Origin of the sequence: Streptomyces sp. NPDC053513, assembly GCF_044544765.1 — a bacterium.
In the GTDB taxonomy this organism is placed as follows: domain Bacteria; phylum Actinomycetota; class Actinomycetes; order Streptomycetales; family Streptomycetaceae; genus Streptomyces; species Streptomyces litmocidini.
Window position 1 is genome coordinate 60,683 of sequence record NZ_JBITXP010000004.1, and the last position, 17,024, is coordinate 77,706.

General features: G+C 72.1%; 15 protein-coding genes. 8 read left to right on the forward strand and 7 right to left on the reverse strand.

Annotated elements, in window-relative coordinates; translation table 11 throughout:
- Positions 1–7 precede the first annotated feature (7 nt).
- Positions 8–592, forward strand: coding sequence for a TetR/AcrR family transcriptional regulator (locus ACIGW4_RS08125; protein ID WP_399579198.1), 585 nt, complete (start codon positions 8–10; stop codon positions 590–592).
- Positions 593–676: 84 nt separating this feature from the next.
- Positions 677–1,441, forward strand: coding sequence for an SDR family NAD(P)-dependent oxidoreductase (locus ACIGW4_RS08130; protein WP_123452098.1), 765 nt, complete (start codon positions 677–679; stop codon positions 1,439–1,441).
- Positions 1,442–1,456: 15 nt separating this feature from the next.
- Here the strand turns inward: ACIGW4_RS08130 and ACIGW4_RS08135 are convergent, their stop codons facing one another.
- The 3 genes from ACIGW4_RS08135 to ACIGW4_RS08145 all read right to left on the reverse strand — a co-directional run bounded on the left by ACIGW4_RS08135 (position 1,457) and on the right by ACIGW4_RS08145 (position 3,482).
- The gene (locus tag ACIGW4_RS08135) at positions 1,457–1,870 is read right to left on the reverse strand and encodes a glyoxalase (RefSeq protein WP_359587644.1); all 414 of its coding nucleotides are present in this window, start codon (positions 1,868–1,870) and stop codon (positions 1,457–1,459) included.
- An 87-nt stretch (positions 1,871–1,957) separates the two neighbouring features.
- The gene (locus ACIGW4_RS08140) at positions 1,958–2,401 is read right to left on the reverse strand and encodes a group III truncated hemoglobin (RefSeq protein WP_399579201.1); all 444 of its coding nucleotides are present in this window, start codon (positions 2,399–2,401) and stop codon (positions 1,958–1,960) included.
- Between the two features lie 52 nt (positions 2,402–2,453).
- Entirely contained in the window at positions 2,454–3,482 is a 1,029-nt protein-coding gene (locus ACIGW4_RS08145; RefSeq protein WP_399579202.1) for a hypothetical protein, read from the reverse strand.
- Positions 3,483–3,650: 168 nt separating this feature from the next.
- Between ACIGW4_RS08145 and ACIGW4_RS08150 the strand changes: the two genes are divergently transcribed.
- Positions 3,651–4,808 carry an alkaline phosphatase PhoX gene (locus ACIGW4_RS08150; protein WP_399579204.1) on the forward strand — a complete coding sequence of 386 codons (1,158 nt, stop codon included), beginning with the start codon at positions 3,651–3,653 and terminating at the stop codon, positions 4,806–4,808.
- A gap of 31 nt (positions 4,809–4,839) precedes the next feature.
- Here the strand turns inward: ACIGW4_RS08150 and ACIGW4_RS08155 are convergent, their stop codons facing one another.
- The 3 genes from ACIGW4_RS08155 to dusB form a co-directional block, all read right to left on the reverse strand.
- The gene (locus tag ACIGW4_RS08155; protein WP_185094529.1) at positions 4,840–5,874 is read right to left on the reverse strand and encodes a helix-turn-helix domain-containing protein; all 1,035 of its coding nucleotides are present in this window, start codon (positions 5,872–5,874) and stop codon (positions 4,840–4,842) included.
- Positions 5,875–6,363: 489 nt separating this feature from the next.
- A complete protein-coding gene (gene ppdK / locus ACIGW4_RS08160) occupies positions 6,364–9,075 on the reverse strand; it encodes a pyruvate, phosphate dikinase (RefSeq protein WP_123452106.1) in 2,712 nt (903 codons plus the stop codon).
- Between the two features lie 357 nt (positions 9,076–9,432).
- The gene (gene dusB, locus ACIGW4_RS08165) at positions 9,433–10,569 is read right to left on the reverse strand and encodes a tRNA dihydrouridine synthase DusB (protein ID WP_123452108.1); all 1,137 of its coding nucleotides are present in this window, start codon (positions 10,567–10,569) and stop codon (positions 9,433–9,435) included.
- Positions 10,570–10,621: 52 nt separating this feature from the next.
- Between dusB and ACIGW4_RS08170 the strand changes: the two genes are divergently transcribed.
- Entirely contained in the window at positions 10,622–12,079 is a 1,458-nt protein-coding gene (locus tag ACIGW4_RS08170) for an MFS transporter (protein WP_123452110.1), read from the forward strand.
- Here ACIGW4_RS08170 and ACIGW4_RS08175 read toward each other — a convergent pair.
- Positions 12,055–12,945: a helix-turn-helix domain-containing protein gene (locus ACIGW4_RS08175; RefSeq protein ID WP_399579209.1), complete on the reverse strand. Its 891-nt coding sequence runs from the start codon at positions 12,943–12,945 to the stop codon at positions 12,055–12,057. The genes ACIGW4_RS08170 and ACIGW4_RS08175 overlap by 25 nt on opposite strands.
- A 101-nt stretch (positions 12,946–13,046) precedes the next feature.
- Here ACIGW4_RS08175 and ACIGW4_RS08180 point away from each other — a divergent pair, with 101 nt between their 5' ends.
- The 4 genes from ACIGW4_RS08180 to ACIGW4_RS08195 all read left to right on the forward strand — a co-directional run bounded on the left by ACIGW4_RS08180 (position 13,047) and on the right by ACIGW4_RS08195 (position 17,022).
- Entirely contained in the window at positions 13,047–14,489 is a 1,443-nt protein-coding gene (locus ACIGW4_RS08180) for an MFS transporter (protein WP_399579210.1), read from the forward strand.
- A 64-nt stretch (positions 14,490–14,553) separates the two neighbouring features.
- On the forward strand, positions 14,554–15,597 hold the full coding sequence (locus ACIGW4_RS08185) for an aldo/keto reductase (RefSeq protein WP_398708806.1): 1,044 nt from the start codon (positions 14,554–14,556) through the stop codon (positions 15,595–15,597).
- A gap of 16 nt (positions 15,598–15,613) precedes the next feature.
- Positions 15,614–16,204: a TetR/AcrR family transcriptional regulator gene (locus tag ACIGW4_RS08190; RefSeq protein WP_123452118.1), complete on the forward strand. Its 591-nt coding sequence runs from the start codon at positions 15,614–15,616 to the stop codon at positions 16,202–16,204.
- 116 nt (positions 16,205–16,320) lie between these two features.
- Positions 16,321–17,022: a VC0807 family protein gene (locus ACIGW4_RS08195; protein ID WP_123452120.1), complete on the forward strand. Its 702-nt coding sequence runs from the start codon at positions 16,321–16,323 to the stop codon at positions 17,020–17,022.
- Positions 17,023–17,024: the final 2 nt, after the last annotated feature.

A 17,024-nucleotide genomic window follows, 5' to 3' on the forward strand; every position in this document is an offset into this window, starting at 1 on the left:
TCTCCCCGTGGCCAGGACCAAGGAATTCGATCCGGAGGCCGCGCTCCAGGCGGCGCTCGAACTGTTCTGGGCGCGCGGCTACGAGGCGACGGCGATGTCGGACCTCGTGGCGCACCTCGACATCGGCCGCGCCAGCATCTACGCCACCTTCGGCAACAAGCGCGAGCTGTACCTGAAGGCGATGGACCGCTATGCGGAGACCCACGATCCGGGGATCGTCGAGGAACTGTCCGCACCGGGCCCGGCCCTGCCGGCCGTGCGGGCGCTCGTCCGCCGCTTCGCCGCCGAGGCGGCGGCGGACGGGGAGCGGCTGAACGGCTGTTTCGTCACCAACTCGGCGGCGGAGCTGGGCCCGCACGACGCGGTGGTCGCCCGGCGGGTCGAGCTGAGCTGGGAGCAGGTCGAGACGCTCCTGCACGGCGCGCTCGCCCGGGCCCGCGCCGGGGGCGAACTCCCGGCCGACCGCGACCCGCGGGCCCTCGCCCGGATGCTGCTCGTCCTGCTGCAGGGGATCAGGGTGGTCGGCAAGGTGTCGAGCGACCCGGGCCGGGTCAGGGACGCGGCGGAGCAGGCACTGGCACTCCTGGACTGAGGAACGGGCGCCCCCGTGGGCGCCCTTTCTTCGGCACCCATTCTGGAACGTACGGTCAAGTTCAATACCTCACAAGGAGCTCTCGTGTCCGCACGCTTCACCGACCGCGCCGTCCTCGTCACCGGCGCCGGCTCCGGTCTCGGCCGGGCCATCGCGCTCGCGTTCGCCGCCGAGGGCGCGAAGGTCGTCGCCGCCGGCCGTACGGCGGAGTCCCTCGACGGGACGGTCGCCCTGATCGAGGCCGCCGGGGGCACCGCCGCCGCGGTCACCGCCGACGTGTCGAGCGCCGGGTCCACCCGGGAGCTGGTCCGGCGCACGGTCGAGCTGTTCGGCGGCCTGGACGTCGCCGTGAACAACGCGGGGGTCTTCCGGGGCGGCGGCCACAGCGCCGCCGACCTCCCGCTGGAGGACTGGCGGACGCTGCTCGACGTCAACGTCACGGGCGTGCTGCACGCCCTCCAGGCCGAGGTAGGCCACATGCGGGCGAACGGCGGCGGGGCCATCGTGAACATCGCGTCCAACCTGGGCCCGCACGTCCGGATCCCCGGCGTCTTCGGCTACCAGGTCTCCAAGGCGGCGGTCTCGGCGATCACCCGGGCCGCGGCCCTGGACCACATCGGCGACGGGATCCGGATCAACGCCGTCAGCCCCGGCGCCGCCGAGTCCACGATGTCGCTGCGGCCCGGCGAGACGGAGGCCGAGCGGGAGGTCCGGATGAAGGAGCAGTCGCCCCTGGGCCGCATCTCGTCGGCGGCCGAGGTGGCGGCGGCGGTGCTGTACCTCGCGTCGGACGACGCGGGCTCCGCCGTCGGCACGGACCTGGTGATCGACGGCGGCGTCTCGGCCTGATCCGGGCGCCGGGCCTCAGCCCTGGACGGCCGCCGGGTCCATCCAGAAGACCTCCCAGTGGTGGCCGTCCAGGTCGGTGAAGGAGCGGCCGTACATGAAGTCCGTCTCCAGCGGCTCCTTCGCCGGGCCGCCGCCGGCGGCGAGGGCGGCGTCCGCGAGCCGGTCGCACGCCTCCCGGCTCTCGGCGCTCAGCGTGACCAGGACCTCCGTGCTCCTGGTCGCGTCGGAGAGCTCCTTGCCGGAGGCCATGAACGACTTGAACCTGGGCTCTTCGAGGAGCATCACGAAGATCGTGTCGCTGATGACCACACAGGCGCTGGTCTCGTCGCTGAACCGGGGGTTCGAGGCGTAGCCCAGCTTCTCGAAGAAGGCCTTGCCGGCGTCGACGTCCTTCACGGGCAGGTTCACGAAGATCATCTGCGGGGCCATGGCGCTCTCTCTTCCGTCGTGCGGTGCTGTCGAGAGGTAGGACGGCCCTGCCCCTCGGAACTCATCGCTCCCGGAGGGTCTTCTCGTTCAGGCCACGGAGCGCAGTTCGAGGGCGGCCAGCGGGACGAACCCGCCGCCCGTGCCCTCCGTCGACCCGTCGCCCAGCCGCCTCAGCATGGCCAGGGCGATCCGCTCCCCCTGCGCCTTGGCCCGCTCGGCCCGGGGGCCGCTGTGGAGTCCGTCGACGCTCGCCTGCCAGAGCTGCACCCAGCGGCCGAAGTGGGCGGCGGTGAGCGGCCGGGCGCTGTGCAGGGCGGCGTGCGGGGCGAAGGCGTCGCGGCCGTAGCCGGCGGTGCGGAAGAGGGCGCGCTCCCAGAAGTCGGCGATGCGCGGCAGGTGGACCTCCAGGTCGGTCCCGGCGATCTCGGTGAAGAAGGGCCCGATCAGCGGGTCGGCGAAGGCGGCGCCGTAGAAGCGCCGCAGCAGCACGTCGAGGTCGTGGCGGTCGCTGATGTCCCGGGTGGCACGCATGCCCTCCAGTGTGCCCCGGCACCGCGCCGGACCCCAGTGCCGAAGGTCCCCGTCACCGGACCGTCCAGCGGTTGAGCGTCTCGCTCTTCTCGTCGTACGTGAGCCAGCTGCCGTCGCCGAGGGGGCGGACCAGGCCGGGGACGGGGCCGTGGGAGTACGTGACGGATCCGCGTATCTCCAGGGTGCGGGCGTCGAGGAGCCAGTGGCGGGGGCCCTTGTCGTACACGACCCCGGTGGTCGCGATGACCGTGTCGGCGTCGACGAACCCGGCGGCGTGGTCCCAGGTCGGCTCCGACTGCTCGGCGAGGACCTCGCCGTCGAGGGCGTGCAGGCTCAGGTCGTGCCCGTAGTGCTCGACGGTCAGGAAGCCCTCGTGGGCGGGGTGGACGTCGATGAGGATCCGGTCGAGCGACTCGTTGAGGTCCCAGACGGTCGGCCGCTCGCCGTCCCAGCGGGCCCAGTACAGCAGGATGCCGTCCTGGCCCATGCCGATGCAGAGCCCCATGTGGACGCCGTCGGGGTGCGAGAGGTGGCGGGATCCGGCGGCCGCGCTGTCGTCGAGGGGCAGCCGGGCGAGTTCCCGTCCGTCACGGGCGTCGAGGACCGACCAGCACTCCTCGGGCTGCTCCTCCCCCGGGGCCAGGACGTGCGCCCAGACGAACCGGCCGTCGTCGGAGACCCGGACCGAGCCGTGCTCGGAGCCGTAGCAGACCTGCTGCTCGTCCCCGGTGTGCGCGTGGCCGAGGACGGGGCCCCAGCACGGGTGCCGGTACTCCCACAGGGCCGTGCCGTCCGCGCCGACGGCCCGTACGGCCCGCTGTCCGGAGAAGACCGCGAGGGTGCCGTCGGGGCTCACCGAGGCGCCGCCCCGGTCCCAGCCCGGCCAGGGCATCGGGAAGACGGCCGCGGGTGCCCGCTCCCCGGCGAACAGGTCCTCCAGCTCGTGGACCTCCAGGTCGGTGCCGTGGAACAGCAGGGCACGGCGGGTGCCGGCCCCGCGGCTCTCGTAGACATCGCCGGTGATCAGCTCCCGGCCTCCGGGCAGCCGTACGGAACCGCTCAGGCGTGCGTGGATCGACATGACGCGAACCTAACGCCCCGCACCGACACCGCCGTTCCCGCCCGGCACCCGCCGCCTCCCCGTCACCGCTCATTGACGCGCAGTCAACTCCGTACTCCTAGGTTCCGGAAGCGCGCGACCCCGTCGCCGACCGGTGCGGCGGGGCACCACCCTTCTCGGGAGTGAGACGTGGAGCGACGCACCTTCCTGCGTGGAGCGGTCATCGGCACCTCGGCCGCCGCCTTCGGCGGCAGCCTGTGGCAGAGCGCGGCCGTCGCCGCCCCCGCCCAGCCCGGCGCCGGCCCGTACGGGGCGCTCGGCGCGGCCGACGCGAACGGCATCCAGCTGCCGGCCGGGTTCCGCAGCCGGGTGATCGCCCGGTCCGGCCAGACCGTGAGCGGCACCTCGTACGCCTGGCACAACGCCCCCGACGGCGGCGCCTGCTTCACCGACGGCACCGGCTGGATCTACGTCTCGAACTCGGAGGTCAACCCGGGCGGCGGCGCGAGCGCGGTGCGGTTCGACGCGGCGGGCACGATCACCGGCGCGTACCGGATCCTCTCCGGCACCCGCCAGAACTGCGCCGGCGGCAAGACCCCGTGGAACACCTGGCTGTCCTGCGAGGAGGTGTCCCTCGGCTACGTCTACGAGACGAACCCGTGGGGCGGCACCGCCACCCGCCGGGACGCGATGGGCCGGTTCAAGCACGAGGCCGCGGCCGCCGACCCGGTGCGCCGGGTGGTCTACCTGACCGAGGACGAGACGGACGGCTGCTTCTACCGCTTCGTCCCCACCACCTGGGGCGACCTCTCCTCCGGCACCCTCCAGGTGCTCACGGCCGGCACCGCCGCCTCCGGCACCTTCGCCTGGCAGAACGTTCCGGACCCGGACGGTTCCCCGGCCACCACCCGCACCCAGGTCCCCGCCGCCAAGCACTTCAACGGCGGCGAGGGCTGCCACTACGCGAACGACACCGTCTGGTTCACCACCAAGGGCGACAACCGGGTCTGGCAGGTGAACCTGGCCGCCGGCACGTACGAACTGGCCTACGACGACTCGCTGGTCGTCGGCGGCGGCGCCCCGCTGACCGGCGTCGACAACATCACCGGCTCCTCCTCCGGCGACCTGTACGTCGCCGAGGACGGCGGCAACATGGAGATCTGTCTGATCACGCCGGACGACGTCGTGACGCCGTTCCTGCGGATCAACGGCCAGTCCGGCTCCGAGATCACCGGACCGGCCTTCTCCCCCGACGGCACGCGCCTGTACTTCTCCAGCCAGCGCGGCACCACCGGCAGTTCCTCGGGCGGCATCACCTACGAGGTGACGGGCCCGTTCCGCGCGTAGCCACGAGGCGCCGGGCGCTCTCCGCGCGTAGCTACGACGTGACCTGCCCGTTCTTCGCCCGACCGCCCGGGTAGCAGCGCAGGTCCACCGTCCGCTGGGCGCCGCCGAGGAGGGCGGCGCCCAGCGGCGTCAGCGTGTGCAGGACCGCGTTGCCGTGGCGGAGGGTCGCGATGAGTCCGGCCTCGCGCAGCACGCCCGCGTGCTGACTGGCCGAGGCCAGCGACACCCCGGCCCTGCGGGCCAGTTCGCTGGTCGTCCCGCCGTCCCCGATGGCGTGCAGGACGGCCGAGCGGGTCTGGCCGACCAGCTTGGCCAGCGAGGAGCCGCCCGGCGAGCGGACGGTCGGCGCCTCGCCGTGCGTGACGGGGTAGACGAGGACCGGCGGCAGCGCGGGGTCGCGCAGCACCACCGGGGTCCCCCGGCAGAAGAACGAGGGCTGGAGCAGCAGCCCGCGCCCGTCGAGGTGGACGTCCCGGTCGACGGGGTAGTCCGCCTCCAGGACGGGCGCCCGCCAGCGCAGCATCGGCGGCAGCGAGGCGAGCAGCTCCTCGGCGCCGCCGTCCAGGAGGGCCCGGCCGCGGCGGGCCCGGTCGGCCTCGACGCGGGCCCGGATGTGCGGCCAGTACGGTTCGATCGCGGCCCGGTGGTAGCCGCGCAGGGCCCCCACGAGCCGGTCGAAGGGCTCCGCGCCGCCGTCGGCGAGGGCGCGCAGCGAGTGGGGCACGGTCCGGGCGCCGGAGCGGTCGGCGGCGAGCAGCGAGAGTTCGCCGCGCAGCCGGCCGGGTTCGGTGGCGCGGATCGCCTGGAGGCCCTCGTCGAGGCCGTGGACTCCTTCGGCGGGCGTCAGGAAGTCGGGGAAATAGCCGCGGCTGGGAACGAGTGCGGCGAGGAGCCGGGTCTCGCCGCCGAGCCGCATCCGGGCGTCCGAGCGCCATTCCCCGTAGACGACGGAGCCGCGCCGGTCTCTTAAACGGTGAAAGCTCAGAATCGTTTCCCACAGAACGTCCGGCCGGGCGGCCGTCCGCACCCCCGCCAGGTCTTCTCCGGTGAAATGAATCCGCAGCATGAACGTCCCCACCTGTGCACTCGCAACCACCCCCGACGACGAGTATGCACAGCATCACTGCACGTTACCAGGGTGTTTCAGCCACAGTTGAAAGGCATCGCGGCGATCAGGGGGGAACCGAAAAGCTGTACGGGTCGGGCAGGAAACCTTCAGGACCGAGGTGACGTGGTGAAGACCGTGGGGGGCTTTGCCCGTCCGGCGGCGGTCGGCGAGGTTGTGGCTCACCTGCCCGGCATCGGTAAAGGGCGCGGCCTCCGGGTGGGGATCCGGGGGTCGCGCCCGCTCCGTTCTTTGCGTCGAGGAATCCAGAAGTTCAATGGCCAATAATTCAAACGGCCGCAATTGAACATTGACTCACATCAGCCCGACGAACAAACGAACAACGGGACGGACACCTCCGCACAAAGGTGTCCGTCCCGTCTCTTTTGTGAATCCGGAGCCGCCGCCCGTCGGTGAGGGTGAGGGAGACCGACGGCGGCCCCGGTGGACTCAGCGGCTGTCGCTGCCCTTCGCGCCGGACGCGGCACGGCCGGCCTCCAGGCGCGCCACCGGGATCCGGAAGGGCGAGCAGGAGACGTAGTCGAGGCCGACCTCGTGGAAGAAGTGCACCGACTCCGGGTCGCCGCCGTGCTCGCCGCAGACGCCGAGCTTGATGTCGGGGCGGGTGGCCCGGCCGGCCTGGACGGCGCTGCGCACCAGGGAGCCGACGCCGTCCTTGTCGATGGTCTCGAAGGGGCTGACGCCGAAGATGCCCTTCTCCAGGTACGCGGTGAAGAACGAGGCCTCCACGTCGTCGCGGGAGAAGCCCCAGACCGTCTGCGTGAGGTCGTTCGTGCCGAAGGAGAAGAACTCCGCGGCCTCGGCGATCTGACCGGCGGTCACGGCGGCGCGCGGCAGCTCGATCATGGTGCCGAGCGCGAGCTTCAGCTCGACGCCGGTCTGCGCCTGGACCTCGGCGATGACCTGCTCGGCCTCCTCGCGGACGATCTCCAGCTCCTGGACGGTGCCGACGAGCGGGATCATGATCTCGGCGCGCGGGTCGCCCTTGGCGTCGATGCGGTGGGCCGCGGCCTCCGCGATCGCCCGGACCTGCATGGTGAACAGGCCGGGGATGACCAGGCCGAGGCGGACGCCGCGCAGACCCAGCATCGGGTTCTGCTCGTGCAGCCGGTGCACGGCCTGGAGCAGGCGCAGGTCGTTCTCGTGCGGCTCCTTGCGGGACTCGGCGAGGGCGACGCGCACCGACAGCTCGGTGATGTCGGGCAGGAACTCGTGCAGCGGCGGGTCGAGCAGGCGGACCGTGACGGGCAGCCCGTCCATGGCCTCGAAGAGCTCGATGAAGTCCTGCTTCTGCAGCGGGAGCAGCGCCTTCAGCGACTCGTCGCGCTCGGCGTCCGTGTCGGCGAGGATGAGCCGCTCGACGTACTGGCGGCGCTCGCCGAGGAACATGTGCTCGGTGCGGCACAGGCCGATGCCCTGGGCGCCGAAGCGGCGGGCGCGCGAGGCGTCCTCGGCGTTGTCGGCGTTGGCGCGGACGCGGAGGCGGCGGACGCGGTCGGCGTAGGCCATGATCCGGTGCACGGCCTGGACGAGCTCGTCGGCGTCGTCGGCGCCGGCGTGCATGCGGCCCTCGAAGTACTCGACGACCGGGGACGGCACGACGGGTACCTCACCGAGGTAGACCTTGCCGGTGGAGCCGTCGATGGAGACGACGTCGCCCTCCTCGACGACCTGGCCGTCGGCCGTGGTCATCCGGCGGCGCTTGGTGTCGACCTCCAGCTCCTCGGCGCCGCAGACACAGGTCTTGCCCATGCCGCGGGCGACGACGGCGGCGTGCGAGGTCTTGCCGCCGCGGGAGGTGAGGATGCCCTCGGCGGCGATCATGCCGTCCAGGTCGTCCGGGTTGGTCTCGCGGCGGATCAGGATGACCTTCTCGCCGGAGCGGGACCACTTGACGGCCGTGTACGAGTCGAAGACGGCCTTGCCGACGGCGGCGCCCGGGGAGGCGGCGATGCCGCGGCCGATCTGCTCGACCTTGGCGTTCTCGTCGAACTTGGGGAACATCAGCTGGGCGAGCTGGGCGCCGGTGACGCGCTGGAGCGCCTCGGCCTCGTCGATCAGGCCCTGGTCCACGAGCTGCGTGGCGATGCGGAAGGCGGCACCGGCGGTGCGCTTGCCGACGCGGGTCTGGAGCATCCAGAGCTGGCCGCGCTCGATGGTGAACTCGATGTCGCAGAGATCCTTGTAGTGGGTCTCCAGCGTCTCCATGATCTGCATGAGCTGGTCGTACGACTTCTTGTCGATCTGCTCGAGATCGGCGAGCGGCACGGTGTTGCGGATGCCGGCGACGACGTCCTCGCCCTGCGCGTTCTGCAGGTAGTCGCCGTAGACGCCCTGGTGGCCGGAGGCGGGGTCGCGGGTGAAGGCGACGCCGGTGCCGGAGTCCGGGCCGAGGTTGCCGAAGACCATCGAGCAGACGTTGACGGCGGTGCCGAGGTCGCCCGGGATGCGCTCCTGGCGGCGGTACAGCTTGGCGCGGTCCGTGTTCCAGGAGTTGAAGACGGCCTCGATGGCGAGGTCCATCTGCTCGCGCGGGTCCTGCGGGAAGTCGCGGCCGGTCTGGGCCTTCACGATCTTCTTGAAGTGCTTGACGACCTTCTTGAGGTCGGCGGCGTCCAGGTCGGTGTCGCTGGCGACCTTCTTCGCGGCCTTGGCCTCGTCGAGGGCCTCCTCGAAGAGCTCGCCGTCGACGCCGAGGACGGTCTTGCCGAACATCTGGATGAGCCGGCGGTACGAGTCCCACGCGAAGCGGTCGTTGTCGGCCTGGCGGGCGAGGCCGTTCACGGACTCGTCGGAGAGGCCGATGTTGAGGACGGTGTCCATCATGCCCGGCATGGAGAACTTCGCGCCCGAGCGGACGGAGACGAGCAGCGGGTCGTCGGCCTGGCCGAGCTTCTTGCCCATCTTCTGCTCGAGGGCGTCGAGGTGGGCGGTCACCTCGTCGCGGAGCTCGACCGGCTCGGAGCCGCTCTCGAGGTAGACCTTGCACGCCTCGGTGGTGATCGTGAAGCCCGGAGGCACCGGCAGGCCGAGGTTGGTCATCTCGGCGAGGTTGGCGCCCTTGCCACCGAGCAGGTCCTTCAGGTCCCTGTTGCCCTCGGTGAAGTCGTACACGAACTTCTGATCAATGTTTCCCGACACGGGTCTCGACTCCTCGACGACTCGGTTGGCTGCCCTGACGGCGAGGAACATACCCAGATCGAAGGCTTCTAGGGAGGTACGCCTGCCGGTCACACGGTCTTAACCACCCATCCGCCAGCACTTCGAAAGTTACCGATGCGAAGTATTCGGTTTCACGCCCCGAAGGCCAGTTGACTCAAATCAGGGGAGAGTCGCTCTTATGAGCGCCCAATCGAGCATTTGCGTTCAACTCTTGAACACAAAAGGGGTGGCACTCGGTGCCACCCCTTCAGGCTGTACAGCTGACCCTGATGCGCTCATCTGAGCGCAACCCCCCTCAAGGGTGGCGAGGATCACTCCCCCCAGAGGGGCGGAATCTCACCCTCCGGACGTGTCCAGCTCGGCGTCCTCGCTCACTCCGGCACAGTCGTACGGGTCCTTCAGCCAGCCATCCGGCAGGACAACCCGGTTGTTTCCGGACGTACGACCCCGGGGGCCGTCCGCACCCACCGGCCAGGGCTGGTCCAGGTCCAGCTCGCTCAACTGAGCGCGCAGCTCGTCCAGGGACGAGGTGATCGCGAGCTTCTTGCGCATCTCCGAGCCGACCGCGAAGCCCTTCAGGTACCAGGCCACGTGCTTGCGGAAGTCGATGACACCGCGTGCCTCGTCCCCCAGCCACTCGCCGAGCAGCCGCGCGTGCCGCACCATCGCGTCCGCGACCTCCCGCAGCCCCGGCTGCGCGTACGCGCCGGTGCCCTCGAAGCCCGCCACCAGGTCCCCGAAGAGCCAGGGGCGGCCCAGGCAGCCGCGGCCCACGACGACGCCGTCGCAGCCCGTCTCGCGCATCATCCGCAGCGCGTCGTCCGCCGACCAGATGTCGCCGTTGCCGAGCACCGGGATCTCCGGCACGTGCTCCTTGAGCCGCGCGATCGCGTCCCAGTCGGCCGTGCCGCCGTAGTGCTGGGCGGCGGTCCTGCCGTGCAGGGCGATGGCGGTGACGCCCTCCTCGACGGCGATCCGCCCGGCGTCGAGATAGGTGATGTGGTCGTCGTCGATGCCCTTGCGCATCTTCATCGTGACCGGCAGGTCGCCCGCGTTGGTCACGGCCTCGTTCAGGATCGCCCGCAGCAGCGGCCGCTTGTAGGGCAGGGCGGAGCCGCCGCCCTTCCGCGTCACCTTGGGGACCGGACAGCCGAAGTTCAGGTCGATGTGGTCGGCCAGGTCCTCGTCGACGATCATCCGCACCGCCTTGCCGACCGTCACCGGATCGACACCGTACAGCTGGATCGAGCGCGGCTTCTCCGTCTCGTCGAAGCGGATGAGCTGCATCGTCTTCTCGTTGCGCTCGACCAGGGCGCGCGTCGTGATCATCTCGCTCACGAACAGCCCCTTGCCGCCGCTGAACTCACGGCAGAGGGTACGGAAGGGGGCGTTGGTGATGCCGGCCATGGGGGCGAGGACCACCGGGGGCTGCACGATGTGCGGCCCGATGGCGAGAGGGGTGAACGCGGTCATTCGGCCATTGTCCCGCACTGCGGAGTTTCTTAGACAGCCATACGATCCGCACATGCCCGAGCTCACACGCGGTCGCCGCCTCGTCGTCCTCGCGATCTGCTGCATGAGCCTGCTGATCGTCAGCCTGGACAACACCGCCCTCAACGTCGCCCTGCCCGCCATGCGGCGCGACCTCGGCGCCACCGTCGCCGGCATGCAGTGGGTGATCGACGCCTACACGCTGGTCCTCGCCTCCCTGCTGATGCTCGCCGGCTCCACCGCCGACCGGATCGGCCGCCGCAAGGTCTTCGTCACCGGCCTGGCCGTCTTCGCGCTCGGCTCGCTGCTCTGCTCCCTCGCGCCGAACCTGGAGGCCCTGATCGCCTTCCGGGCGGTCCAGGCCGTGGGCGGCTCGATGCTGAACCCGGTCGCCATGTCGATCATCACCAACACCTTCACGGACCCGGCGGCACGCGCGCGTGCCATCGGCGTCTGGGGCGGGGTCGTCGGCGTCTCCATGGCCGCCGGGCCGCTGGTGGGCGGGGTGCTCGTCCAGTCGGTCGGCTGGCGGGCGATCTTCTGGGTGAACCTGCCGGTCGCCCTCGCCGCCCTGCTCCTCACCCTGCGGTACGTCCCCGAGTCCCGCGCGCCCCGGCCCCGGCGCCCCGACCCCGTCGGGCAGGTCCTGGTGACGGCGCTCCTCGGCTCGCTCACGTACGCGATCATCGAGACCGACCCGCTCTTCGCCGGCGTCGCGGCCGTCGCGCTCGCCGGCCTCCTGTTCTACGAGCCCCGGCGCCGCGAGCCCCTGATCGACCTGCGGTTCTTCCGCAGCGCGCCGTTCAGCGGGGCCACCGTCATCGCGGTCTGCGCCTTCGCCTCGCTCGGCGGCTTCCTCTTCCTGAACACCCTGTACCTCCAGGACGTGCGCGGGCTCTCCCCGCTGTCCGCCGGGCTCTGGATGCTGCCGATGGCCGGCATGACCTTCGTCTTCGCCCCGCTGTCGGGGCGGCTCACGGCGGCCCGCGGACCGCGCCCCTCGCTGCTGCTCGCGGGGACGGCGATGGCGGCCGGGCCGCTGCTCTTCGCGGCCTTCGCCGCCGAGACGAGCGACGCGCTGCTCTTCACCGGGTACGTGGTCTTCGGCATCGGCTTCGGCCTGGTGAACGCCCCGATCACGAACACCGCCGTCTCCGGGATGCCCCGCGCGCAGGCCGGGGTGGCGGCGGCGGTGGCCTCGACGAGCCGCCAGGTCGGCCAGACGCTGGGGGTCGCGGTGATCGGCACGGTCCTGGCGGCGGGGGTCGGCGCCCTGCCGCACGCGGACGCGTTCGTGGCGGCGGCCCGCCCCGGCTACTGGATCATCACGGGCTGCGGGCTCGCCGTCCTGGCGGTCGGGGCGCTGACCAGCGGCCCGTGGGCCCGGCGCACGGCGGAGCGGACGGCGCGGTGCCTGGCGCAGGAGGGGGAGCCCCGGCCCGGCGGACCGCACGCGGAGGACGACCCTCAGACCGCCGTCAGCACGCCCTGAGCCTCCCGCTCCCGCACCACCAGGTCGAGGAGGCGGGCGACGCCCTCCTGGGTGGCGTCGTCCACGGGGACGTACGTGACGAGGTGGGTCCCGGCGTTCGGGCCGAGCCAGAGGTTGGTGTGCTCGAAGCTGAGGAGTCCCACCCGGGCGTTGCGGATGACCTTCACGCGGCCGCCGGGGGCGACCACCTCGTGCCGGGCCCAGAGCTCCCGGAACTCGGGCGAGGCCTCTTCGAGGCGGCGTACGAGCTCCTTCCAGGCGGGCTCGGCCAGGTGCTCGGCCATGGCGGCGCGGAGCTTTCCGGCGAGCGCGCGCATGACCTCGGGCAGGTCGGTGACGGAGGCCCGGAAGTCCTCGTCGGTGAAGGCCAGCCAGAGGGAGTTGCGGTCCTCGCGGGGCAGTGCGTCGAGGTCGCAGAAGAGCTTCCCGAAGGTGCGGTTGTGGGCCAGGAAGTCGTAGCGGCTGTTCTGGATCGCGGCGGGCACGGGCTCCAGCTGGTCGAGCAGCCGGCGCAGGGTCGGCGTGACGGCGGAGCAGGACGCCTCGGGGTGCGGGTCGGCGGCCCCGGCGAGGGCGAAGAGGTGGCTGCGCTCGGTCGGGTCGAGCAGCAGGGCTCCGGCGAGGGCGTCCAGGACCTGCGGGGAGACCTGGATGTCGCGGGCCTGTTCGAGCCAGGTGTACCAGGTGACGCCGACGGCGGAGAGGTGCGCGACCTCCTCGCGGCGCAGTCCGGGGGTGCGGCGGCGCCGGCCCCGGGGCAGGCCGACCTGCTCGGGGGTGATGCGCTCGCGCCTGCTGCGCAGGAAGGCGGCGAGCTCGTGCCGCCGCACGTCCTGTCCGGATCCGCTCATCGACATGACGGTCATGCCTCCAGGGTGCCGAGGGGGTCAGCCGGTTTCCAGGTAGTGCTTGTACCAGGATAAAGACACTCTGGTACCAGGCTGAGCGGCGGCGGAGGCTCGGTTCCGTGACTACGACCACCCCTTCCGCCCGTACCGCGGCCCCGGCCGGCCGCCAGGCGCCGCCCCCGGCGCTCGGCGCCCTCGGCCTGTTCACCGTCCTCCTCGGTGCCGCGCTCCCCCTCATCGACTTCTTCATCGTCAACGTCGCCCTGCCGTCCATCGACCACGACCTGGCCGCCGGGCCGGCGCTCCTGGAACTGGTCGTCGCCGGGTACGGCCTGGCCTACTCGGTGCTGCTCGTCCTCGGCGGGCGGCTCGGCGACCTCTTCGGCCGCCGGCGCCTCTTCCTCGCCGGCATGGCCGCCTTCGGCCTGACCTCGCTCGCCTGCGGGCTCGCCCCCGACGCCTGGACCCTGGTCGCGGCGCGGGTGGCGCAGGGCGCGGCGGCGGCGCTGATGCTGCCGCAGGTGCTCGCGACCATCCACTCCTCGACGGAGGGGCCGCGCCGGGCGCGGGCGTTGAGCCTGTACGGGGCGACGGCCGGTCTCGCGATGGCGGGCGGCCAGATCCTGGGCGGGGTCCTGGTGACCGCCGACGTCGCGGGTTCCGGCTGGCGCGCGGTGTTCCTGGTGAACGTGCCGGTGGCGGTGGCGGGCCTGGCCCTCGCCCTGCGCACCGTGCCGGAGACCCGTTCGGACCGTCCGGCGCCGGTGGACGTGCCGGGCACGCTGCTGCTCGCGCTCGCGCTGCTCGCCCTGCTCGCGCCGCTGACGGAGGGCCGGGCGGCGGGCTGGCCGCTGTGGACCTGGGTGTCGCTCGCGCTGTTCCCGTTCGCGGCGGGGGCCTTCTGGTGGGTGGAGCGGCGGGCGGACCGCCGGGGCGCCGTGCCGCTGGTCCCGCCGAGCCTGCTGGCCCTGGTCCCGCTGCGGCGCGGGCTGCTGGTGGTGCTGCCGCTCTCGCTGGGCTTCAGCGGCTTCATGTTCGTGATCGCGGTGGCGCTCCAGCAGGGTCTGGCGATGGGCGCGGTGGCCTCGGGCCTGGCGCTGGTGCCGATGGCGCTGGCGTTCTTCGGCGCCTCGCTCGCGGGGCCGCGTCTGGTGCGGCGCTGGGGCACCCGGATCGTGCCGGTGGGGGCCCTGCTCCAGGGGCTCGGCATCGCCGCGATCGCCTGGTCGGTGGGGCGCGACTGGCAGGGGCTCTCCGTCGGGGACCTGGTGCCGGGCATGGCGGTGGCGGGTCTCGGCCAGGGGCTCCAGCTGCCGGTGCTGTTCCGGGTGGTGCTGTCCGAGGTCCCGTCGGAGCGGGCGGGCGTGGGCAGCGGGGTCATGGTGACCACGCAGCAGTCGGCGCTGACGCTGGGCGTGGCGACGCTGGGTTCGCTCTTCCTGTCGCTGGCCTCCTCGCCGGCGGAGATGGGGACGGCGCTGCGGACGACGCTCCTGGTCCAGCTGGGGGTGGTGGCGGTGACGTTCCTGCTGAGCCTGCGCCTCCCCCGCGCGGTGAGGTAGACCGAAAACGGGGGATGGAGTGACAGATATTGAAATCTGTCATCGCACATGTCATGGTTGTTTCATGACCACTACACCGAAGACCGTCACATTCGAGAACGCCGTCCCCACCCGCCCCCTCGGCGCCACCGGCCCCACCGTCTCCGCGCTCGGCCTCGGCTGCATGGGCATGTCCGCGCTGTACGGCGAGAGCGACCGCGCGGAGTCGATCGCGACGATCCACGCGGCCCTGGACGCCGGGATCACCCTGCTCGACACGGGCGACTTCTACGGGATGGGCCACAACGAGCTGCTCATCGCCGAGGCCCTGCGGACGGCGCCCACCGCCGCCCGCGAGCATGCCCTGACCAGCGTGAAGTTCGGCGCCCTGCGCACGGTCGAGGGCGGCTTCACCGGCTACGACGGCCGCCCGGCCGCCGTGAAGAACTTCGCGGCGTACTCGCTCCAGCGCCTCGGCACCGACCACATCGACGTCTACCGGATCGCCCGCGTCGACCCGGACGTGCCGATCGAGGAGACCGTCGGCGCCATCGCCGAGCTGGTCGAGGCCGGGCACGTCCGGCACATCGGCCTCTCCGAGGTCGGCGCGGACACCCTGCGCCGGGCGGCGGCCGTCGCCCCGATCGCGGACCTCCAGATCGAGTACTCGCTGATCTCCCGGGGCATCGAGGAGAAGATCCTGCCGACCGCCCGTGAACTGGGCATCGGCGTCACCGCGTACGGAGTCCTCTCCCGCGGTCTGATCAGCGGCCACTTCACCCGGGACCGGGAGCTCGGCGCCGGCGACTTCCGCGGGATGTCCCCGCGCTTCCAGGGCGAGAACCTCGACCGGAACCTGGACCTGGTGGACCGGCTGCGCGCGGTCGCCGAGGCCAAGGGCGTCACGGTCGCGCAGACCGCGATCGCCTGGGTGCTCGCCCAGGGCGAGGACATCGTGCCCCTCGTCGGCGCCCGCCGCCGCGACCGGCTCGCGGAGGCGCTCGGCGCCCTGGACGTCACGCTCGACGCCGCCGACCTGGCCGCGATCGAGGAGGCCGTCCCGGCGGACGCCGCGGCCGGCGCCCGCTACCCGGAGGCCCAGATGGCCCATCTGGACAGCGAGCGCTGACGGGTACTGTCGTCGCATGGCCGCCACCGAGACCCTGACCGCAGAGCGCATCCTCGAAGCCACCGAGGAGGTGCTGCGACGCTACGGCCCCGCGAAGGCGACCGTCGTCGACGTGGCCCGGGTCCTCGGCGTCAGCCACGGCAGCGTCTACCGCCACTTCCGCACCAAGGCGGCGCTGCGCGAGGCGGTCACGGAGCGGTGGCTGGAGCGGACGATCGTCGCGCTCGTGCCGTACGTCGAGGCGGAGGGCCCGGCGGACGGGCGGCTGACCGACTGGCTCACGGCCCTGTTCGCCCTGAAGCGCAAGAAGGCGGGCGGCGACCCGGAGCTGATGGCCACCTTCCAGGTGCTGATCGGCGAGAACAGCGCGGTCGTCGACCGGCACGAGGAGCACCTCGTCGAGCAGATCGCGCGCATCCTGGAGGACGGTCACCGCGAGGGCCTGTTCGCGGCCCCGGAGCGGGACTTCACGAGCACGGCGCGCGCGGTCTTCCACGCCACGGACCGCTTCCACAACCCGGCGCACGCGGCCGACTGGTCGGCTCCGGGCGTCGAGGACGCGTTCACGGCCGTCGTCTCCCTGGTCCAGCGAGCACTACGGGCCTGAGGAACGTCCCGTTTTGAAGATCATTTGGCGTGGAGTTTCCCCTTCCCTGTCCGGTGCGTGACTAGCGTTCCCCCGCACCGCGACCGCGAGACCGTGAAGAACACCCAGGGGGAACCATGTCCACACCCGCCAAGCCGGCACGATCGGGCGGGGCCTCCGCGCTCGGGTGGGTCCTCACCATCGGCCTCAACGTCGTCGCGCCGATCGTCACGTACAACACGCTGACGGAGGACCACGGCTGGTCCGAGTTCTCGGCCCTGCTCCTCAGCAGCGCGTGGCCGGTCCTCGACACCGCGGTCATGGCCGCCTGGCGCCGCAAGATCGACGAGTTCGCCATGGTCACCCTGGTCTTCCTGGTGATCACGGCCGTGGTCTCGCTGGTCGGCGCCCACACCGCCCGCGCGCTCCTGGTCAAGGACTCGTCGGTCACGGGCCTGTTCGGGCTGCTCTGCCTGGGGACGCTGCTCGCCCCGCGCCCGCTGATGTTCTACTTCGGCCGCAAGTTCGCGACCGACGGGACCCCGGCGTCCACGGCCTGGTGGAACGGCATGTGGCAGTACGAGGGCTTCCGCTCCACCATGCGCACGATGACGCTGGTGTGGGGCGTGGCGTACGTGGCGGAGGCGGTGGTCCGCATCGCCCTCGCGTACGCGCTGCCGACCAGGACCATGGTCACGGTCAGCCCGATCCTGCTCTACGGGGTCCTCGGCGCCCTCGGCGTGTGGACGGCCTGGTTCGGGAAGCGCCGCGCGGCGGAGGGGGCCCGGCGCCAGGCCGAGGCGGAGGCGGCCGCCGCTGCCGCCCCCGCGACCGCCTGACG